The sequence below is a fragment of the Lacrimispora sp. genome, from assembly GCF_046972725.1.
GTDB lineage: Bacteria > Bacillota > Clostridia > Lachnospirales > Lachnospiraceae > Lacrimispora.
In genome coordinates this window covers 124,824-143,671 of record NZ_JBKVXF010000007.1, presented here as the reverse complement: position 1 = coordinate 143,671, position 18,848 = coordinate 124,824, and the positions used below count along the sequence as shown (strand labels likewise).

15 protein-coding genes are annotated in these 18,848 nt (G+C 45.9%); 14 read left to right on the top strand and 1 reads right to left on the bottom strand.

Annotated features, from left to right (window positions below; translation table 11 throughout):
- Nucleotides 1–11 precede the first annotated feature (11 nt).
- The 9 genes from ACLTWA_RS18805 to ACLTWA_RS18765 all read left to right on the top strand — a co-directional run bounded on the left by ACLTWA_RS18805 (nt 12) and on the right by ACLTWA_RS18765 (nt 10,169).
- Nucleotides 12–956, top strand: a complete 945-nt coding sequence (locus ACLTWA_RS18805) for an ROK family glucokinase (protein ID WP_412329443.1) — start codon at nt 12–14, stop codon at nt 954–956.
- A gap of 299 nt (nt 957–1,255) precedes the next feature.
- Nucleotides 1,256–2,926 carry a putative manganese-dependent inorganic diphosphatase gene (locus ACLTWA_RS18800; protein WP_412329442.1) on the top strand — a complete coding sequence of 557 codons (1,671 nt, stop codon included), beginning with the start codon at nt 1,256–1,258 and terminating at the stop codon, nt 2,924–2,926.
- Nucleotides 2,927–2,939: 13 nt separating this feature from the next.
- A complete protein-coding gene (locus ACLTWA_RS18795) occupies nt 2,940–3,578 on the top strand; it encodes a flavin reductase family protein (protein ID WP_412329441.1) in 639 nt (212 codons plus the stop codon).
- Nucleotides 3,575–4,102, top strand: a complete 528-nt coding sequence (locus ACLTWA_RS18790) for a shikimate kinase (RefSeq protein ID WP_412329440.1) — start codon at nt 3,575–3,577, stop codon at nt 4,100–4,102. Before ACLTWA_RS18795 ends, ACLTWA_RS18790 begins: the two co-directional genes overlap by 4 nt.
- A gap of 346 nt (nt 4,103–4,448) precedes the next feature.
- A complete protein-coding gene (locus tag ACLTWA_RS18785; RefSeq protein WP_412329439.1) occupies nt 4,449–6,131 on the top strand; it encodes a peptide ABC transporter substrate-binding protein in 1,683 nt (560 codons plus the stop codon).
- A 27-nt stretch (nt 6,132–6,158) separates the two neighbouring features.
- Entirely contained in the window at nt 6,159–7,106 is a 948-nt protein-coding gene (locus tag ACLTWA_RS18780; RefSeq protein WP_412329438.1) for an ABC transporter permease, read from the top strand.
- Nucleotides 7,093–8,154 (top strand): ABC transporter permease, encoded by a 1,062-nt coding sequence (locus ACLTWA_RS18775; RefSeq protein ID WP_412329437.1) that lies wholly within the window; start codon nt 7,093–7,095, stop codon nt 8,152–8,154. Before ACLTWA_RS18780 ends, ACLTWA_RS18775 begins: the two co-directional genes overlap by 14 nt.
- A gap of 10 nt (nt 8,155–8,164) precedes the next feature.
- On the top strand, nt 8,165–9,232 hold the full coding sequence (locus ACLTWA_RS18770) for an ABC transporter ATP-binding protein (RefSeq protein WP_412329436.1): 1,068 nt from the start codon (nt 8,165–8,167) through the stop codon (nt 9,230–9,232).
- A 1-nt stretch (nt 9,233) separates the two neighbouring features.
- Nucleotides 9,234–10,169: an ABC transporter ATP-binding protein gene (locus tag ACLTWA_RS18765; protein WP_412329435.1), complete on the top strand. Its 936-nt coding sequence runs from the start codon at nt 9,234–9,236 to the stop codon at nt 10,167–10,169.
- Between the two features lie 36 nt (nt 10,170–10,205).
- Here ACLTWA_RS18765 and ACLTWA_RS18760 read toward each other — a convergent pair whose 3' ends face one another.
- On the bottom strand, nt 10,206–11,885 hold the full coding sequence (locus ACLTWA_RS18760) for a methyl-accepting chemotaxis protein (protein ID WP_412329434.1): 1,680 nt from the start codon (nt 11,883–11,885) through the stop codon (nt 10,206–10,208).
- 594 nt (nt 11,886–12,479) lie between these two features.
- Between ACLTWA_RS18760 and ACLTWA_RS18755 the strand changes: the two genes are divergently transcribed.
- The 5 genes from ACLTWA_RS18755 to ACLTWA_RS18735 are packed head-to-tail and all read left to right on the top strand — an operon-like array spanning nt 12,480 to nt 18,805.
- Entirely contained in the window at nt 12,480–13,445 is a 966-nt protein-coding gene (locus tag ACLTWA_RS18755) for a glycosyltransferase family 2 protein (RefSeq protein WP_412329433.1), read from the top strand.
- Nucleotides 13,432–14,970, top strand: a complete 1,539-nt coding sequence (locus ACLTWA_RS18750) for a hypothetical protein (RefSeq protein ID WP_412329432.1) — start codon at nt 13,432–13,434, stop codon at nt 14,968–14,970. The genes ACLTWA_RS18755 and ACLTWA_RS18750 overlap by 14 nt, the downstream gene beginning before the upstream one ends.
- Nucleotides 14,971–14,999: 29 nt before the next feature.
- Nucleotides 15,000–15,863 (top strand): diguanylate cyclase domain-containing protein, encoded by an 864-nt coding sequence (locus ACLTWA_RS18745; protein ID WP_412329431.1) that lies wholly within the window; start codon nt 15,000–15,002, stop codon nt 15,861–15,863.
- Nucleotides 15,853–17,460, top strand: a complete 1,608-nt coding sequence (locus tag ACLTWA_RS18740; protein ID WP_412329430.1) for a DUF2334 domain-containing protein — start codon at nt 15,853–15,855, stop codon at nt 17,458–17,460. The genes ACLTWA_RS18745 and ACLTWA_RS18740 overlap by 11 nt, the downstream gene beginning before the upstream one ends.
- 43 nt (nt 17,461–17,503) lie before the next feature.
- Nucleotides 17,504–18,805, top strand: a complete 1,302-nt coding sequence (locus tag ACLTWA_RS18735) for a glycosyltransferase (protein WP_412329429.1) — start codon at nt 17,504–17,506, stop codon at nt 18,803–18,805.
- Nucleotides 18,806–18,848: the final 43 nt, after the last annotated feature.

Genomic DNA, 18,848 nt, shown 5'->3' with positions numbered 1-18,848 from the left:
CGTAAGCAGTCATGGGAATGAAGTGTATTGGTGTTGACGTTGGCGGCACTTCCGTAAAGATCGGCCTGTTTGAATCATCGGGGGAACTTCTGCAGAAATGGGAAGTGATGACCAGAAAGGAGGAGGGCGGCAGATACATTCTTGATGATACCGCTGACTCCATATTAAAAAAACTTGAAGAACTGGGGATATCTGAGGAAGAGATCGCCGGAGTCGGGCTGGGGATCCCCGGTCCGGTCCTTCCAAACGGATATGTGGAGGTCTGTGTCAATTTAGGCTGGCGTGACCGGTATCCGGAGCGGGAGTTAAGTGAAAGGATTCACGGACTTCCTGTGAAAAGTGCCAATGATGCCAATGCAGCAGCTCTCGGAGAGATGTGGCAGGGCGGCGGTAAAGGCTATCATGACATCGTTATGGTCACTCTGGGCACCGGTGTGGGTGGAGGTGTGATCATTGACCAGAAGATCGTAGCCGGAAGGCACGGACTGGGGGGAGAGATCGGTCACATCCACATCCGTGAGGATGAAACGGAAACCTGCAACTGCGGCGGCGTAGGCTGTGTGGAGCAGGTCGCAAGTGCTACCGGCATTGCAAGGGAAGCAAGAAGACAGATGGCTTCTAAGGATATACCGTCGGTACTGAGAGCCTTTGGTGATAAGGTGACGGCAAAGGACGTGCTTGACGGGGCCAAGGCAGGGGATGGGCTTGCCCTTGAGGTCATGGATGTGGTAGGTCATTATCTGGGGCTTGCTCTGGCCCAGATCTCCATGACTACAGACCCGGAAGTCTTTGTTCTGGGGGGCGGTGTGTCAAGAGCCGGCCAGTTCCTTATTGATGTAATTTATCGGAATTATGAAAAATTCACACCTATTTCTAAAAATAAGGGCGGAATCGTTTTGGCCACCCTTGGGAATGATGCCGGTATTTATGGAGCTGCCAGGCTGATTTTAAATTAGATAGAAAAAATACCAGGTATTGGCAAAGGAGATTTCTTCCTCAGCCATATCTGGTATTTTATTTGGGGTTTATTTACAATTTACTAAATTATGATATAATGGGAATACTTCACAAAGCAGGAGAGTTTTGAACATGAGGAGGCCCCGGCTGATGGACAACCGGGGCAATTATGAAAAATCTATGTGCAACTTGACTGATTAACTTGTTTGTATTACTTATTTTCTATACATTTAGTATAAAAAACGGATATGAACACAATATGAACGGCCTGTAAACAGATTATGAAAAAGGAGAGACTATGGGAAACAGCCTTAAAAATAGAAAGACCATTGTTATTGGTCATAAAAATCCGGATACGGATTCCATCTGCTCAGCAGTCTGTTATGCGAATCTAAAGCGGATCATTACCGGTGAAGATTATCAGCCGGGACGTGCCGGACGTGTGAATGAAGAAACCCAGTTCGTGTTAAATTACTTTGGTGTGGAAGCCCCGGTGCTTGTGGAAAATGTAAAGACCCAGGTTCTGGATATAGAGATCCGGGCAACAAAGGGAGTAGAGAAGAACCTATCCTTAAAAAAAGCCTGGAATCTGATGCAGGAAGCCAATGCAGTGACCATTCCGGCTGTGACCGGGGATGGGATGCTGGAAGGGCTTATTACGGTCGGTGATATTGCAAAGTCATACATGAACGTATATGACAGCAGCATTCTGTCAAAAGCCTGTACCCAGTACTCCAACATCGTAGAGACTTTGGAAGGTGATGTGGTGGTTGGAGATAAGGCGGCCTATTTTGATAATGGAAAGGTGCTGATTGCAGCGGCCAATCCGGATATGATGGAGTATTACATCTCAAAAGGGGATCTGGTGATACTGGGGAACCGGTATGAATCCCAGCTTTGTGCCATTGAGATGGAGGCGGCCTGTATTGTTGTATGTGAAGGAGCCGCAGTTTCCATGACCATTAAAAAGCTGGCTCAGGAACGGGGCTGTACGGTCATAACGACCCCATATGATACGTATACAGCGGCCCGTCTGGTGAACCAGAGCATACCTATCAGTTATTTCATGAAGACGGAAGGGCTGATAACCTTTGAAGAGGAAGATTACATCGATGAGATCAAGGATGTGATGGCAAGCAAGCGCCACCGGGATTTCCCCATCCTTGATAAGAACGGAAAATACAAGGGAATGATTTCCCGCCGTAATCTGCTTGGGGCAAAGGGGAAACGCCTGATTCTTGTGGATCACAACGAAAGGTCCCAGGCGGTGGAAGGTATGGAAAGTGCAGAGATTCTGGAAATCATCGATCATCACCGGCTGGGAACTGTGGAAACCATAGCGCCTGTATTCTTCCGCAATCAGCCGGTAGGGTGTACGGCTACCATTGTCTATCAGATGTATCAGGAAAACCATGTTTCCATTGAGCCTCAGATCGCCGGACTTTTATGCAGCGCCATCATTTCCGACACGCTTCTGTTCCGTTCGCCTACCTGTACGGAGGTGGATAAAAAGGCTGCCCTTGCTCTTGCAGCTATCGCAGGAATCGATGCGGAAAAGTATGCGTCCTCCATGTTTGCCGCGGCCAGCAACTTAAAGGGAAAGACAGATGCAGAGATCTTTTATCAGGACTTTAAAAAGTTTACCGTTGGAAAGGTGACTTTTGGTGTGGGTCAGATCAGTTCTTTAAATTCCGAGGAACTGGGAGAGCTGGAAGTCCGTCTGCTTCCATACATGAAAAAGGCGAGAGAAGAGCATGGCGTTGACATGATGTTCTTTATGCTTACCAATATCCTTACGGAATCCACAGAGCTGCTCTGCGAAGGCCAGGGAGCAAAACAACTGATCGCCGGAGCTTTCCGGGCAGAGGATGATAAAACCAGTTCCCAGGATCATGTGGTCAGTTTACCGGGGGTGGTATCCAGAAAGAAACAGTTGATTCCAAGCATTATGTTAGCCGTTCAGGGATAAGGAGGCCCTTCCCATGAAAAAACAGCAGATGAACGAAAAGAAACTTCCTCTCAGGAGGGAAAAGGTGGACTGGAAGCCGGGCAACATGCTTTATCCGGTTCCGGCGGTTATGGTCAGTTGTAAGCGGGAGGGAGAAAAGCCGAATATTATTACGGTTGCATGGGCAGGAACCATATGTTCCACGCCTGCCATGCTCTCTATTTCTGTACGAAAGGAGCGGCATTCCTATGATATTATTAAAGAGACCGGGGAATTTGCAGTGAATCTGGTCTCAAAGGAACTGGTGCGGGCAGCGGATTACTGCGGGGTAAAATCCGGAAAGGATGTTGATAAGTTTGCAGATATGAAGCTGACGCCCTGCACTCTTAAGCATATCAAGGTACCTGGAATAGAAGAAAGTCCGGTATGTTTATCCTGCCGGGTGGTGGATATCAGGCATCTGGGAAGCCATGACATGTTTTTGGCTGAGATTCTGGGAGTGACCGTTGACAGCCGGTACATGGATGAGAAAAACAAATTTCATTTAAATCAGGCTGGACTGGTGGCTTATTCTCACGGAGAGTATTTTGAACTTGGAAAGAAAATCGGAAGCTTTGGTTATTCGGTAAGAAAGACTGACAAAAAATCAACCGGCAGGAGGAAGAAAAGATGATGCGCAAGCAGGAGAACATTACACTGATTGGGATGCCCGGTTCGGGAAAGAGTACCATTGGTGTGCTACTGGCAAAGCGTCTTGGATATTCATTTGTAGACGTGGATATTATAATTCAGGAAAAGGAAAACCGGCTTTTAAAAGAGATCATTGCTGATGAAGGAGATGACGGGTTCTTGGAAATTGAAAACAGGATCAACAAAGAGCTTTCGGTTTCCCGCAGTGTCATTGCACCAGGCGGAAGTGTGATTTATGGAAAAGAAGCCATGGAACATTTGAAGGAGATCAGTATTGTAGTCTATTTAAAGCTCAGTTATGAAAGTCTCAAGGAGCGTTTGGGCGATCTGGCAGACCGGGGAGTCGTCCTTAAAAACGGAATGACCTTAAAGGACTTATATGACGAGCGGATTCCGTATTATGAGAAATATGCGGATATTACCATTGATGAGAATGGGCTGGAAGCTGGAGACGTGGTGGATGAACTGCGGGCCATGATGGAAGAACGGTTCGGACTTCATACATAAGGATTTGTTTGTATCAGGAATACAGGCGGCGAAATGACTTACATTTCTCCGTCTTTTTTTATTGACTGGGACAAATTTTGAACAAATGGAATATTTGGTTCTCATAAAACATCAGAAAGCATATTCATTAGAAAAAGACGCCCTTGGTTTAAGTGTGGAAAAACTTCTTTCATCGTTTTGTTTTGGTTGATAAAGAATTAATAAATTTTGGGAAGCGGTATAATGTTATGAAATATTTTTGACAATGGTGTCTGAACAGAGGTGGATTCTGTCAGGCACTATTTTTGTCTCAGCTGGCTGGGGCCTGTGGGATAAAAAATAAGAATGATTATAAGGAGGAAATCGGATGAAGAAAAAGTTAAAGCGGCTGGCTGCCGTCGGTATGGCAGGAATCATGGCATGGTCTTTGAGTGCATGTGGGAGCGCAAAGACAGAGACCGGGGAGACTAAGACCTCCCTGGCCGAGACAGAAGCAACGGAAAGCGGAAACGGTGGGGAACGTGTTTTAAATGTACATATTGATGTGGAAGTGGCTTCATTAGATCCACAGATTGCCACTGACGGAACCTCTTTTGAGGTCATTGCTGACATTACCGATGGTTTATATGAACTGGATGCCGGTGGAAAACCAGTGCCCGGACTGGCTGAGAGTGTGGATAAAAGTTCTGATGGATTAACTCTGACCTATCATTTGAGAGATGTAAAATGGTCCAATGGAACGCCGGTCACAGCCAATGATTTCGTATTTGCCTGGAGACGGGCGGTAGACCCGAAAACAGCCAGTGAGTATGCGTTTATCGTTGGAATTGCAGGGATAAAGAATGCGGATGCAGTGGCAGCGGGAGAGCTGCCTTTGGAGGAGTTAGGCGTTACGGCTGTGGATGAAAAGACTTTAAAGGTAGAGCTTGATGTTCCGGTTCCGTATTTTGAATCTTTGATGGCATTCCCTACTTTTTATCCGGTCAATCAGGAGTTTTTTGAGTCCTGCGGTGATCAGTATGCCAGTACGCCGGACACCCTTTTATCCAACGGACCTTTTAAGATCACATCTTACGAACCGGCGGCAACCACCATTACCCTGGAGAAAAATCCGGATTACTGGGATGCGGATAAGGTAAAACTTGACGGGATGAAATATCAGGTGATCAAGGATTCCCAACAGGCCATACTGGCGTATCAGAATGGAGATCTTGATGTGGTGACTTTATCGGGAGAGCAGGTAGAGCAGTTTCAGGCTGACCCGGAATTTAAAAATATTATGGCGGGGTATCTGTGGTATATATCACCCAATTTAAAGGTGGCTGGTCTTGAAAACTTAAACTTAAGAAAAGCCCTGTCTCTCTGCTTTGACAAGGAAGCGGTCTGCAACAATATTTTAAAGGATGGTTCCATTCCTGCTTACTTTGCAGTTCCCACTCTTTTGGCAGCAGGGCCTGACGGAAAAGATTACAGAGAGAGTGCGGGAAGCGATTATTTTAAGACCGATAAGGCGAAGGCATTAAGCTATTGGGAAGAAGCAAAAAAAGAGCTGGGGGTTGAGAGTCTGACCTTTAACATGATCGTGGAGGACACAGAATCTGCCATTAATGTGGCTCAGTTTTTACAGTCTGAGATTCAGACCACACTTCCGGGAATCACCATCAATCTGGAACAGATGCCAAAGAAAAACCGTGTGGAACGGATGCAGCAGGGCCAGTTTGAGCTGGGTCTTACCCGCTGGGGACCGGACTATGCAGATCCTATGACATATCTTGATATGTGGACCACAGACAGTCCCAATAACTATGGATTTTGGTCTGATCCGGAGTATGACAGCATCATTGAATCCAGCAAAAAGGGAGAGCTGGCTCTTGATCCGGAAAAACGGTGGAACGCTCTGATCGAGGCGGAGAAAATCGTATGCGAGGATGCGGTGATTCTTCCGGTGTACCAAAAGGGGAATGCAGTGATGCAGAAAGCAAATGTAGAGGGCATCGAGTTCCATTCCATAGCAATTAACCGGTATTTTAAACATGCAGTCAAGAATTAGCGGTTCAATGAGATAGGAGAGATATTTTTGAAGAGATATGTTGCAAAGCGGGTATGCATTTCGGCGGCCACCTTACTGGCAATTCTTTTTATTCTGTTTTTGATGCTGGAGCTGATGCCGGGATCGCCCTTTAATGACGAGAAACTGACCCAGTCCCAGGTGGCTCTTTTAAATGAAAAATATGGCCTTGATCAACCGGTGTATTTCCGCTTCCTGCAATATATCAGACATATGGTAACCGGTGATTTCGGAGTGTCTTATACCATATCAAAGAATACGTCTATTACAACGCTTTTGGCCTCCAGACTCCCTGTGTCTGTACGGATCGGAGGCCAGGCGGTGCTTCTTGGAACGGTTGCGGGGCTGATTCTGGGGCTTTTTGCGGCACTGAAGCACAATACCATCGTTGACACCATGACTACGGTTATATCCGTACTTGGAGTCAGCCTTCCGTCTTATGTATTTGCACTGGTTCTGTCTTACACGCTGGGATACCGGTTTCACTTGCTTCCTCTTTTGTACCAGCAGGAGGCAGCGGTAAAGTCTTCGGTCCTGCCAACCATTTCCCTGGCAATGTTTACGGTGGCTACGGTGGCCCGTTTTACAAGAACGGAGATGCTGGAGGTGCTGGGGTCGGATTATATGCTGTTTTCCGAAAGCAAGGGACTGCCGGAGTGGAGGCTGATACTGGTTCATGGATTAAGAAACGCCCTGATTCCCATTGTAACGGTCCTGGCGCCTCTTGTGGTAAGCCTGATGACCGGTTCGTTGGTGGTGGAGAAGATATTTTCCATTCCGGGCATTGGAAGCCTTCTGGTTACTGCCATACAGTCCAATGATTATAACGTCATTGTTACCCTGGCTTTTATTTACAGTGCAATGTATATCGGGATCATGTTGTTCGTGGATATCCTCTACGGAATCATTGATCCCAGAATCAGGCTGGCAAAGGAGGGGAATCATGAGCAGTCGTAGGGAAAAGGAAGAGGATTATGTATTTCTTCCCGATGATTTTCTTCCGGCAGAGAACAGGAATCTGGGAATGGATCAGGTGTATCCGGCACAGCCTTACTGGAAGGATGTTTTGACGGCATTTTATAAGAATAAAGGAGCCGTGGTTGGTTTATTTGCCATCTTGATCATCGTGGGGTTAGCGGTCCTTGGGCCCCATATGAACGGCTATACCTATGACGGACAGATCATAACACACCAGAATCTGGCACCGAGAATTCCGGTTCTGGAACGATGGGGAGTGTTTGACGGGTCTGAACGAATGGTCACATCCACCGGTGTGACTGTGGTCAATAAATATGTGGACCCCAATAAGACGACTGGTCTTGAGGATACCTATTACTGGTTTGGTACGGATGTCCTTGGGCGGGATATATTCACCCGAACATTTATGGGAACCCGGATATCCTTATACATCGCTTTGGTGGCGGTGATTGTGGACCTGTGTTTTGGTATGAGCTATGGTCTGGTCAGCGGGTACTTTGGGGGTATGGTGGATAATGGGATGCAGAGGTTTGCAGAAATCTTAAACGGCATTCCCACACTGGTCATAGTGACTCTTCTCATGCTGGTCTTAAAGCCGGGGCTATCGACCATTACTCTGGCACTTGCCATCACCGGCTGGATCGGAATGAACCGGATCGCAAGGGCACAGGTGTTAAAGCTGAAGGAGCAGGAGTTTGTCCTTGCCTCAAAGACACTGGGGGCAGGAGATTTTTACGTTATATTCAAGGAAATTCTTCCAAACATATTCGGACAGCTTATTATCATGTCCATGTTTTCCATACCAAACGCCATTTTTACGGAGGCATTTCTGGCATTTATCGGATTGGGGGTACCGGCGCCGCTGGCGTCTTTGGGGTCTTTGATTAGTGATTCCTTTAAATCATTTACCACTCATCCCTATATGATTATCTCACCGGTGTTTGTTCTGGCCGTCATCATGTTAAGTTTTAATATGCTGGCAGACGGACTTCGGGATGCATTTGATCCGAAAATGAAAGAGCTGTAGGAGGCGGATTATGAACAGGGAAAAAGTATTGTCAATCAGGGATTTGTCCATCTCCTTTCAGACTGCGGCCGGAGCGGTCAATGCCATTCGGGGAGTAAAGCTTGATTTGTACAAGGGAGAGACCCTGGCTATCGTAGGTGAATCCGGTTCAGGAAAATCGGTTACGGTCAAAGCGATTATGGGAATCTTAAGCGGAAATGGACAGGTAACAAGCGGAACCATTGATTTTACCTACAAAAGAGGGGAAGAAACCGTACATCAGGATTTATTGAAGCTGACCAAAAGGGAAATGCGCCGCCGCATCAACGGAAAGCGGATTGCCATGGTCTTTCAGGACCCCATGACTTCTTTAAATCCTACCATGCCCATTGGAAAACAGATCATGGAAGGGATGCGCTGCCACTATAAGACACCAAAAGAAGAGGCTTATAAAAAGGCGGTCAATTTACTGACAATGGTGGGAATCACGGAGCCGGAAAAAAGAATGAGATGTTATCCTCACCAGCTTTCCGGCGGGATGCGCCAGAGAGTGGTCATTGCCATCGCACTGTCCTGTGATCCGGAGGTGCTGATCTGTGATGAGCCGACCACAGCACTTGACGTTACCATTCAGGCCAGGATTCTGGAGCTGATCAGGGAAATACAGAAAAACACAGGCATTTCCGTCATCTATATCACCCATGATCTTGGTGTGGTGGCAAAGGTGGCTGACTATGTGGCGGTGATGTATGCGGGAAAGATCGTGGAAAAGGGGCTTGCAGAGGAGATCTTTTATGATCCCAGACATCCTTACACCTGGGGGTTATTATCCGCCATGCCGGATTTGGATGCCTCGGATGAGGTGCTCTATACCATTCCCGGAAGCCCGTTCAATCTTTTAAATAAGGGAAAGGGGGATGCTTTTGCAGACAGAAATGCCTATGCCTTAGCCATTGATTACCGTCTGGAGCCGCCCATGTTCCAGGTGACGGATACCCATTATGCTGCCACCTGGCTGCTTCATAAGAATGCGCCTCCCACTCCCATGCCAAAGGAACTGAAAGCCAGGATTTTGAGAATGCGGAAGGAGGCGGATTGATATGGACCAGGAGCGGAGTCCTCTTTTGGAAGTAAAGGATTTAAAGCAGTATTTCAGGATCAGCAGAAAGTATCAGGTGAAAGCAGTTGACGGAGTGTCCTTTCAGATCTATCCGGGTGAAACTTACGGTCTTGTGGGGGAATCGGGAAGCGGAAAATCCACCATTGGCCGTTCTCTTATCCGTCTTTATGAACCGACATCCGGTGAGATGATATTTAAGGGGGTAAGGATTTCTGGAAAGCTTAACAGAGACCAGACAAAACACCTGCGCACCAGAATGCAGATGATTTTCCAGGATCCTATGGCATGTTTGAATCCAAGGAAAAAGGTCATGGATATCGTGGCACAGGGGCTGGATATTCATGGAATGTATCCGTCTTTTAAAGAGAGAGAAGAAAGGGTATACCGGATTCTTCAGATGGTAGGACTTTCCAAGGAACATGCAAGCCGGTATCCGCACCAGTTTTCCGGCGGACAAAGACAGCGGATCGGGATTGCAAGGGCCCTTATTATGGATCCGGATCTGATTATTGCAGATGAAGCCATCAGTGCGCTTGATGTATCCATCCAGGCGCAGGTGGTCAACTTGATGAAGGATATCCAGGCACAGACCGGAACCTCTATACTCTTTATTGCCCATGATTTATCCATGGTGAAATACATCTCAGACCGGATCGGCGTCTTGCATCTGGGGCATCTGGTAGAAACAGGAACCACGGAGGAGATCTTTGGCAATCCCATTCATCCCTATACAAGGTCCCTGCTTTCCGCCATTCCAAAGCCGGACCCGATGGAGGAAAAGCGGCGGGTGGCTCTGCCTTATGACAAGGAAGCGATGGGAGTTGATTATGGGGCAGGAACGGGACATTATATGGACGGACAGCATTATGTCCTGGGGACGGAAGAGGAGATTGTTCGATGGAAACGTAAGAAATAAAAAGAGGTGCTGCAAATTTACAGCACCTTCTTTCGGTTATTCTTTGATTTTAAATCTCTGCATCAGAACTTTCATTATATTGGCCTGGCTGGATAATTCCTGGCTGGCAGCAGCGCTTTCCTCTGAGGTGGCAGAGTTTGTCTGTACCACGCTGGATATCTGATCGATTCCCAGAGTAACCTGGGCGACCGCCTGAGCCTGCTGTTCAGAAGCGGTGGAAATCTGATGGACAAGAATGGCCATGGCCTGAGAGGATTCCACGATATGATCCATGGAATCTGCTGTTTCTTTGGCGATGCGGTTGCCGGTTTCAATGGAGCTTAGTGCATCCTCGATTAAGACGGCAGTGTTCTTTGACGCTTCCTGACTCTTATTGGCAAGGTTTCTTACTTCATCGGCAACGACTGCAAACCCCTTTCCGGCTTCTCCTGCCCTTGCAGCTTCGACTGCGGCATTAAGTGCCAGTATATTGGTCTGGAAGGCGATGTCTTCAATGGTTTTAATGACTTTATTGATTTCCGCAGAGGCGTTGCTGACGGCTTCCATGGCATCGGTTAAGTTCTTCATTTTCGTTTTGCCGGTTTTCAGTTCCAGGGTAGTATTGTTTACCTGCACATTAGTCTCTTTTGCATTCTTGGCATTTAAGTTGATGTTGTTGGAAATATCATTGATGGTGGCTGCCAGCTCCTCGATGGAGGAAGCCTGTTCCGTAGCACCCTGGCTTAGGGCCTGGGCGCTGTATGCAACCTGTTCGGCACCGGAAGCAACCTGCTCGGAAGCCTGTGAGATTTTTCCCAGGACCTTATTCAGTGAATCGATAAGGCGCTGGAGGGAAAGCTGTACCGGCCGGAATTCTCCCTTAAACTCTTCGGTGTCCCGTTCAATTTCTAAATCCCCTTTGGCCATACGGTCTGTGGCTGAGGATATGTAATCCATATAGTAGGAGATTCTTGCCATCATGGTTCGCATACTGTCAGCAAGGCTTCCAAATTCGTCTTCCGATTGATACTCGAGAGTACATTTTAATTCTCCCTGTGCCATGCGGTCCGCAACCTCTTTCAATTCGTCCAGAGGTCTGGTAATTCTCTTTGTGATGCGGAGGGCAAAAACTATGGAAACGGTAATGGAGAGAAGGATAATGCTGACCATAGCTGCAGTGAATATGGTTGACTGTCTGGCAAGCTGGGCGGACTTAGTCTCACCGGAGGAAGACTTATCAGCCAGTATCTGGTTGATGATATCTCCGATTTCAGTGGCAAGGGGAGCTGCTTTGGTACGGAAATATGTCATGGAATCCTTGGAAGATTTATCTGCCAGCGCAATGGTTTCACTGCGCACCTGATCGTAAGTCTTCATTTTTTCTGTCAGGTTGTTATAAAGCTCTTTTTCGGAAGGGGTATTCATGCTGGTTCCTACAAGCTCCATCTTTGAATGGATCGCATCGATCTGCTTTGTGAGCGTGTCTTTCTGCTTCTTGGCTTCGGATGCATTATCCGCATAGATAATGTATAAAACCGTGGCGCGGTGCGCCTGAAAAGCCTGTCCAAGGCTTCCGATATCCCCCTGGGCAAAACCATAATCCTCCAGTTCCTTATTATATTCTTTGTCAATGGTGCGGATAAGACTGATCCCGATGACTCCGGCCAGGCTTGACAATAGTACTACAATAAGAAAGGTAATCAATAGCCTTTTTTTTACTTTTAATCTGTTTATCATTCGTTTTCCTCCCTGTAATGCCCTGAATTTCATAAAATTCTTTTTATAAATCGATTATAAGCATTTGATTAATGAATTGTACGACAACTTACCGGTACTTACAAATCCAGTTATTGGTTAATTATAATTTTTTTGTCAAAAATAGTCAATGATTATACTGTACTATTTTTGTAAAGTATTTGAATAAATTAATGCCTTTTTCCACAAGGAACCAATCGACGGGGACTTCTTTCATAAGCGGGGATACCTGGCAGTGGGCTGGGTCCCGTAGAATGAAAAACAATATTATTGTAATACGAAAACAGGAAAATTGCTTGTAAACGGTATGGCATTTGATAAGGGGAAAGCCAATGGTTATAATTGGAATAATCAGACATTGGTTACAAATATTATACTTTGTAATAAAAGGTAATAGAATGTGTTACATTTGTGCGATTATATTGACTTTAATACTCCTCGATTGTACTATAGCAGTAGTTTCATAAGGACAAGATATTGCAAGGAAGTATCTTATGGAGAAAATCAGGTAAAATAATACAAACATTATTACTTCATAGAGTATATCGGTAAAATACGGTAAAAGAGGGGATGCGGATGAAAAAGCTTTGTATTGTAGTACCTTGCTATAATGAAGAAGAAGCTCTGGCATATACGAATACGGAATTAACAGGCATCATACGGAGACTGACAGAAAAAGGAAAGCTGAAAAAAGGGAGTTTCATTCTTTATGTAGACGACGGAAGCAGTGACCACACCTGGGAGCTGATTCAGGAATACCGGAAGGAATGTCCCTGTGTTTTCGGTCTGAAGCTTGCCAGGAATACGGGGCATCAAAATGCGCTCACTGCAGGACTTCTTGAAGCCGTGGATTATGCGGATATGATCATCTCCATTGATGCGGATCTGCAGGATGACAGTTCGGTCATAGAGGATATGATCGATAAATTTGAACAGGGGTATGATATTGTCTATGGAGTAAGGAACCGGAGGGATACCGATACCTTTTTTAAGAAGTTCACGGCTCTTGGCTTTTATAAGCTGATGCAGGCCATGAAGATTGACATTATTTATAATCATGCAGATTACAGATTAATGTCCAAACGGGCAGTGGAGCAGTTTTCCGGCTACACAGAAAGAAATCTGTTCCTAAGAGGCATTATCCCCTTGATCGGGTACCGTTCTGCCATTGTAAAATATGACAGAAAGTCCCGGGTAGCCGGCGAGTCCAAATATTCTTTAAGTAAGATGGTTTCCATGGCGTTTGAAGGAATCACTTCTTTCAGCATACAGCCGATCCGCATGATAACAGGTCTTGGCCTTGTTATTGTGGTTTGCAGCATCCTGGCAGCCATCTATGCGCTTTACTCCTTTATAACGGGAAAGGTTGTCGCAGGCTGGACCTCTACCATCCTGTCCATCTGGTTTATTGGGGGAGTTCAGCTTTTGTCCGTAGGTCTGATCGGCACTTATATCGGAAAAATATATATAGAAGTAAAGCACCGCCCAAGGTATAACATTGAAATAAACAATCTTATGGAGATACCTCATGAAGAATCGTGAAGAGTCAAATGCAGCCAGACAGATGAGCAGACTGCTGACGTATGTTAGCGGGATCCGGGCATTTTTAAGAAAACTCAATAGGAGAATGGAAGGGAAATACTCTCCCTCCCTCCTGGCTCTGGCAGTTACCTTCCTAACGGCACTGATTGCTTCTTCCATTCTGTTTTGGCCCAAATATCTGGGAGTGGCCGGGGACGGCTCGACGGATGAGATCATGAAATCTGCCGGCATCTATTATATGGATAAGGAACCGGAGAGAATCTATAACAATTATTTTGTAAGAATCTATTCCACCATTGCATCAGACAATGATCTGCCGGGTAAGACTATAAACAGTCAGGTGTTTTTTATAAAAATGGCAAAAGGGCTGGATTACCTGTTTACACGGGATAATTATTTTGATATACGTTTTCTGGGTTTCATCTATCTGCTTTTGTATCTTCCGGCAGTCTATCTGCTGGTAAAACAGGTGTGCCAAAGAGTGCGGCAGTTTTCCGAAGGGGTTTTTATAGCGGCAGCAGGCTTATTCATCTTTTCCGATATCGGATATGTCACTTACTTTAACTCCTTTTATCCGGAAGCTGTCTGGTTTATCACCATGTTGTACTGTGTGGGCGCTTCCATGTCCTTTCAAAAGGAGCGGAGCGTTCATTGGGATTTTCTCAGCCTGATGCTGTTTTTATTCTCTGCCGCTGTTTTGGTCAGTTCCAGACGGCAGTGTGCGGTGATTGGTTTTCTCTTGGCTGTATATGTGATCCGCCTTATCTATGTGCGGAGGAGCTTTCTTTGGGGAATGAGCTGTGTTGCAGCCGCATTTTTGCTTAGTATGCTTGCAATCTTTAATATCTTCTTATCACCGACGGACTTTACGGAAACAAGTAAATTCCATGCCATGACAAGAGGCGTGCTCTTTGGTTCCTCTAACCCGGCACAGACTCTTGGGGAGTTTGGAATCGATCCGTCCTATGAGCTTTTGACTGACGCATCGGCTTATGATGATCTTCCCTTTGTAAGGGCAGGGGATGAATCCTTGTATCACGGCTTTATGGATCAGTACACGGTATCAGACGTGGCTGTCTATTATCTGCGTCATCCGGGAAGTCTGCTTGGAATGATTGATGTTTCTATCGGGGCCGGAATGGATATCCGGCGAAGCAGCTGCGGCAATTATGAGATGTCTGCAGGGCTTCCCGAGAAGGCCAAAAGTCTTTTCTGGTCAGGCTGGAGCACCTTTAAGATGACGTCAGCACCAAGAACCATCGGATATCTGGTTCTGCTTACGGGAGCGGTTTTCTTCCTGTTTTACAAAGGGTATTCCATAAGGCCCGCAAAGGACCGGAGAAACACCATATTTCTGGACCTGCTCATGACGGTCTTAGGTGTGCTTCTTTCCCAGTCTGTTGTAGTGATCATTAACAGCGGGGATGCGGAAATGGTGCAGCGTATGTTCCTTGTGGGACTTTCCCTGGACATTATGACGTATTGTGTATTTGCGGAGCTGCAGCATAAGATAAAAATTGTTTAAAGAGTGCAGAATAGGAGGAATAGAGGAAAATGACGAATAAAAAGTCTTTTGGCTATTTGTTTCAGGATATCGGTCTGGTGCTTTTGCTGGCCTGTCTGTTTACAGGAGCCATCACCGTAAGCTATACGCCAAAGCCCCTGCTTTTTGAAGCGGTGGTCATGCTGCTTCTAACCTTTACCGCCCTTTTGTTTGCAGGCTTTAAAATGTTTGGAGCCGCCTGTCTGCTGTCCGGCCTTGAGGTGACTGTTTACACCGCTTACCGTTTGTATCTCTATCTTTCTTATGATACGCAGATACCGCTCCTTAGCTTTGTCTGGATATTCCTTCCCATTGCTGCTGTGGCAGTCATGTATCTGTTTGTATCCGGCAATCACAGGCTGGAGCTGGAAAATGATATCTTAAGGGAGCAGGTGGAGGAGCTTGTGATGGTCAACCCTCTGACAAAGCTCTATAACCTGAGAAGTTTATATTACGACTTAAATGTCCAGAAGTCCTATGCTGAGCGAAATAAACTGCCGCTCTCCTTAATGGTGATCGAGCTGAAATACGAAGCGGAGCTGGCAAGCATTTTATCACGGCAGAATTATGAACGGGTGATTCAGCGTCTGGCTCAGATCGTGGTGGACACCGTGCGGGTGGAGGACAAAACGTATTCCATTGATAACAAAGGAAGTCTGGCAATTATTATGACCTGTGATAAGGTGGGCAGTGATATCGCTATGAGAAGACTGAAAAGCCGCATTTCAGAAAAAGATGCTTTTTCCGGTATTACGGAGGATGCGATAAAAATTGATGTGAAAATAGCCTGCCTGGAATATGACAAGGAAGCGTTTGGAGATAACATGATGTTATTTAAGCAAAGGGTAGAAAATGAACTTCAATATGATGTTTAGAAGAGTTCTCGCCGGAATGGCCGTATTTTTATTATCAAATATCTTTGATCCGTCTGCGGCATGGGCTTTGAACCGTAAGCAGATAGAACCGGGGGATATCCTGATTATCTATAGCGATGGCTCTGATAAGGATACTCTTGACACGGTTTATGATATGGTTGAACTTCTGACCTATCAGGGCTTTAAGCTCAGCTATGGCTCTGCGTCTGAAAGTAAGGACCAGCTGGATAAGTTTTCTTATATCATTTGCTATGACCTGACCTCATATCCTGAGGACTTTACGGAAAAACTGAACCGGTATGAGAAGCAGGGCAGCGGTTTGGACCAAGGAGGTTCTCCCCATATATTATTTGTTGGCAACGGATTTTTGAAACATTATCTGGATGCTGCAGACAGAGGGGATGAATATGAACGAATCACCAGTACCACCGGAATCATCCATTATACCTTTGACGGTCTGGACCGTCAGACAGGGCTTGTAAAAGATGAGTTTTTTCTGTTTTTAAAGGATGCAGGTTCCCGGAGGGGAAGCCTGCTGGTCGACGGAAAAAGCGGATATATGTGCGGGTCCAGCGGGGCGCTCACCCACATACCGGCGGCAGATTTAAACAACCGTCTGGTGAAGGCCATATTCATAAAAGAAGCGGCCCGGTGGAAGTGGCCGTTTCATGGGGAACCCAATATATTCGCCCAGTATATCGTGATCAATAAGGTCTATCCCTATCAAGACCCGGACAAGCTGCTGGAGGTAGTGAAGCTTCTGGCAGATAAAAAGACACCTTTTGTAATTTCGGTCATGCCCATGTACGTCAACGGAGATTATCCGGCTATGACTAGGTTTTGCGAGATTCTTCGTTACGCCCAGGCCCATGGAGGCGCTGTGATTATAAACGCGCCAATCAATCAAATGACATCGTTTCAAAAAGATACGGTGGTGGAATATCTTGGACAGGCATTGGAGATATACAATAAACAGGGGGTCTACCCCCTGGCCCTGGAAGTGCCCCGCAACTGGCTGTTCAACGAAGATACCATTGAGGTCATGAGCCACTTTAAGACCATTGTGACCTCTGAGGAAAAGGATTCTTATATAGAGCCGTCGGATAGGATGGTCAATGAGGTTTATAAAGACGGCCACCAGTGGATCGGCAGTTCGGTGGCTCTTGATGATCTTGGCACCAGCTATGTGTCCGCTTATTCTACGGCAGTTCCTGTTTCCTTAGAAGAGGATATGGCAGAGATTCTCAAGGTGGTGAATGCCTGCCGCAATTCCTCCATTCCGTTAAAAAGCCTGTGGGACATGGACCACAGCTATTGGACGGAAAAGGATCTGATGACCTATAACGGTCACAGCCTTGTGCTGAATGGCAAAAAGAAGGATTTAAGCTTTGTTCCCGGCACGTATGGGGAGAAATATAATTACCGCCGGAACATGCTCCAGCGGTTTTCCAGAGATTTGACATCGCAAAACCGAATGCTGATCGTCATGGTTGGCATCACCTCACTTCTCTTTCTGCTGTTTATCTTTTTGGCCAGATATAATAACCGGAGAAATTATTTTTTGGGGAGAAGCAAAGAGGAGAATGACAAGCCATAAAAGGGCTTGCCTTTTGTAAAAGATAAAAAAAGTGGGAGGGTATATGTCAATTGTTGATGTACTGGCATTATATTCCATCTTTGCGATATGGGGCCTGATGTTTCTTAATATAGTGCTTTCCATAGGAGGGTTTATCTATATTATGAGGATGTACCGCACGGATGGTCATAAGCCGATTTCGGAATATCCAATGGTAACCGTTATGGTTCCGGCTCATAATGAAAGCATTGTCATTCAAAAAACAATGGAAGCATTATTAAAATTTGATTATCCAAAGGATAAATATGAAATAATAGTGGTAAATGATAATTCTACGGATCAATCCGCCCAGGTGCTTAAGAGAATCCAGCATAACAATCCGGATTCCAGGATCATTGTTATCAACACGGACCATGTGGTAGGAGGAAAAGGGAAGTCCAATGCTTTGAATATCGCCTTGTCTGTTGCTTCGGGAACGGTGATCGCAATCTACGATGCGGATAATACTCCTGAACGGCAGGCATTAAAGCTTCTGGTAGAGAATCTGATGTCAGATGATCAATTAGGTGCAGTCATCGGAAAGTTCCGGACAAGAAACAAGTACGCGTCTCTCCTTACCAGATTTGTAAACATTGAGACTCTGGCTTACCAGTGCATGAATCAGGCCGGACGGTTTTTCTTCTTTAAGCTGTGCACCATTCCTGGCACCAATTACGTGATCCGGCGGGAATTGATCGACAGAATGGGAGGCTGGGATGTGAATGCTCTGGCCGAAGATACGGAAATCAGTTTCCGCTTGTACCGGATGGGGTATTACATTAAGTTTATTCCTCAAGCGGTTACCTGGGAGCAGGAGCCTCAGATGCTCAAGCAGTGGTTTAAGCAGAGAACGCGGTGGGTGAAAGGAAATCTGTATGTATTAAAAAGTAATTTTAAATATGCATTTGACCCAAAGGCAGGAAGAATGAGACTGGACGTGGTATATTATGCCATGGTTTACCTGCTGATGTTCACTTCCCTTGTTTTTTCAGATATGATTTTCATGCTGGGGATTCTGGGGTTCTGGTATGTGACCCTGGGCGGGTTTTCTTCTCTTTTATGGGAAATGGCCATTCTTCTCTTTGTATTGAACGTAGCCATTACCTTGTCGGTGGAAAAAAATGAGTTTAATTTCAGCAATCTGGTACTTACCTTTTTCATGCTCTTTACCTATGCAAAGCTATGGGTGCTGGTGGTCTTAAACGGAATCATTCAGGGTATTAAGGATGCAGTATACAAAAGGGAAGTGGTTTGGGATAAGACGGAGCGCTTTGACGAAGCAGGTATGAAGAAAAAAGAAGGAAAACCAAAAGAAACAGAGAAATAAGCCAGAGATTATGCCGCCGCTGGCGGAGAAATAGAGGATGATG

Coding starts and splice junctions, on each gene's coding strand:
- ACLTWA_RS18805 (WP_412329443.1), top strand. CDS start 12: ATGGGAATGAAGTGTATTGGTGTTGACGTTGGCGGCACTTCCGTAAAG.
- ACLTWA_RS18800 (WP_412329442.1), top strand. CDS start 1,256: ATGGGAAACAGCCTTAAAAATAGAAAGACCATTGTTATTGGTCATAAA.
- ACLTWA_RS18795 (WP_412329441.1), top strand. CDS start 2,940: ATGAAAAAACAGCAGATGAACGAAAAGAAACTTCCTCTCAGGAGGGAA.
- ACLTWA_RS18790 (WP_412329440.1), top strand. CDS start 3,575: ATGATGCGCAAGCAGGAGAACATTACACTGATTGGGATGCCCGGTTCG.
- ACLTWA_RS18785 (WP_412329439.1), top strand. CDS start 4,449: ATGAAGAAAAAGTTAAAGCGGCTGGCTGCCGTCGGTATGGCAGGAATC.
- ACLTWA_RS18775 (WP_412329437.1), top strand. CDS start 7,093: ATGAGCAGTCGTAGGGAAAAGGAAGAGGATTATGTATTTCTTCCCGAT.
- ACLTWA_RS18770 (WP_412329436.1), top strand. CDS start 8,165: ATGAACAGGGAAAAAGTATTGTCAATCAGGGATTTGTCCATCTCCTTT.
- ACLTWA_RS18765 (WP_412329435.1), top strand. CDS start 9,234: ATGGACCAGGAGCGGAGTCCTCTTTTGGAAGTAAAGGATTTAAAGCAG.
- ACLTWA_RS18760 (WP_412329434.1), bottom strand. CDS start 11,885: ATGATAAACAGATTAAAAGTAAAAAAAAGGCTATTGATTACCTTTCTT.
- ACLTWA_RS18755 (WP_412329433.1), top strand. CDS start 12,480: ATGAAAAAGCTTTGTATTGTAGTACCTTGCTATAATGAAGAAGAAGCT.
- ACLTWA_RS18750 (WP_412329432.1), top strand. CDS start 13,432: ATGAAGAATCGTGAAGAGTCAAATGCAGCCAGACAGATGAGCAGACTG.
- ACLTWA_RS18745 (WP_412329431.1), top strand. CDS start 15,000: ATGACGAATAAAAAGTCTTTTGGCTATTTGTTTCAGGATATCGGTCTG.
- ACLTWA_RS18740 (WP_412329430.1), top strand. CDS start 15,853: ATGATGTTTAGAAGAGTTCTCGCCGGAATGGCCGTATTTTTATTATCA.
- ACLTWA_RS18735 (WP_412329429.1), top strand. CDS start 17,504: ATGTCAATTGTTGATGTACTGGCATTATATTCCATCTTTGCGATATGG.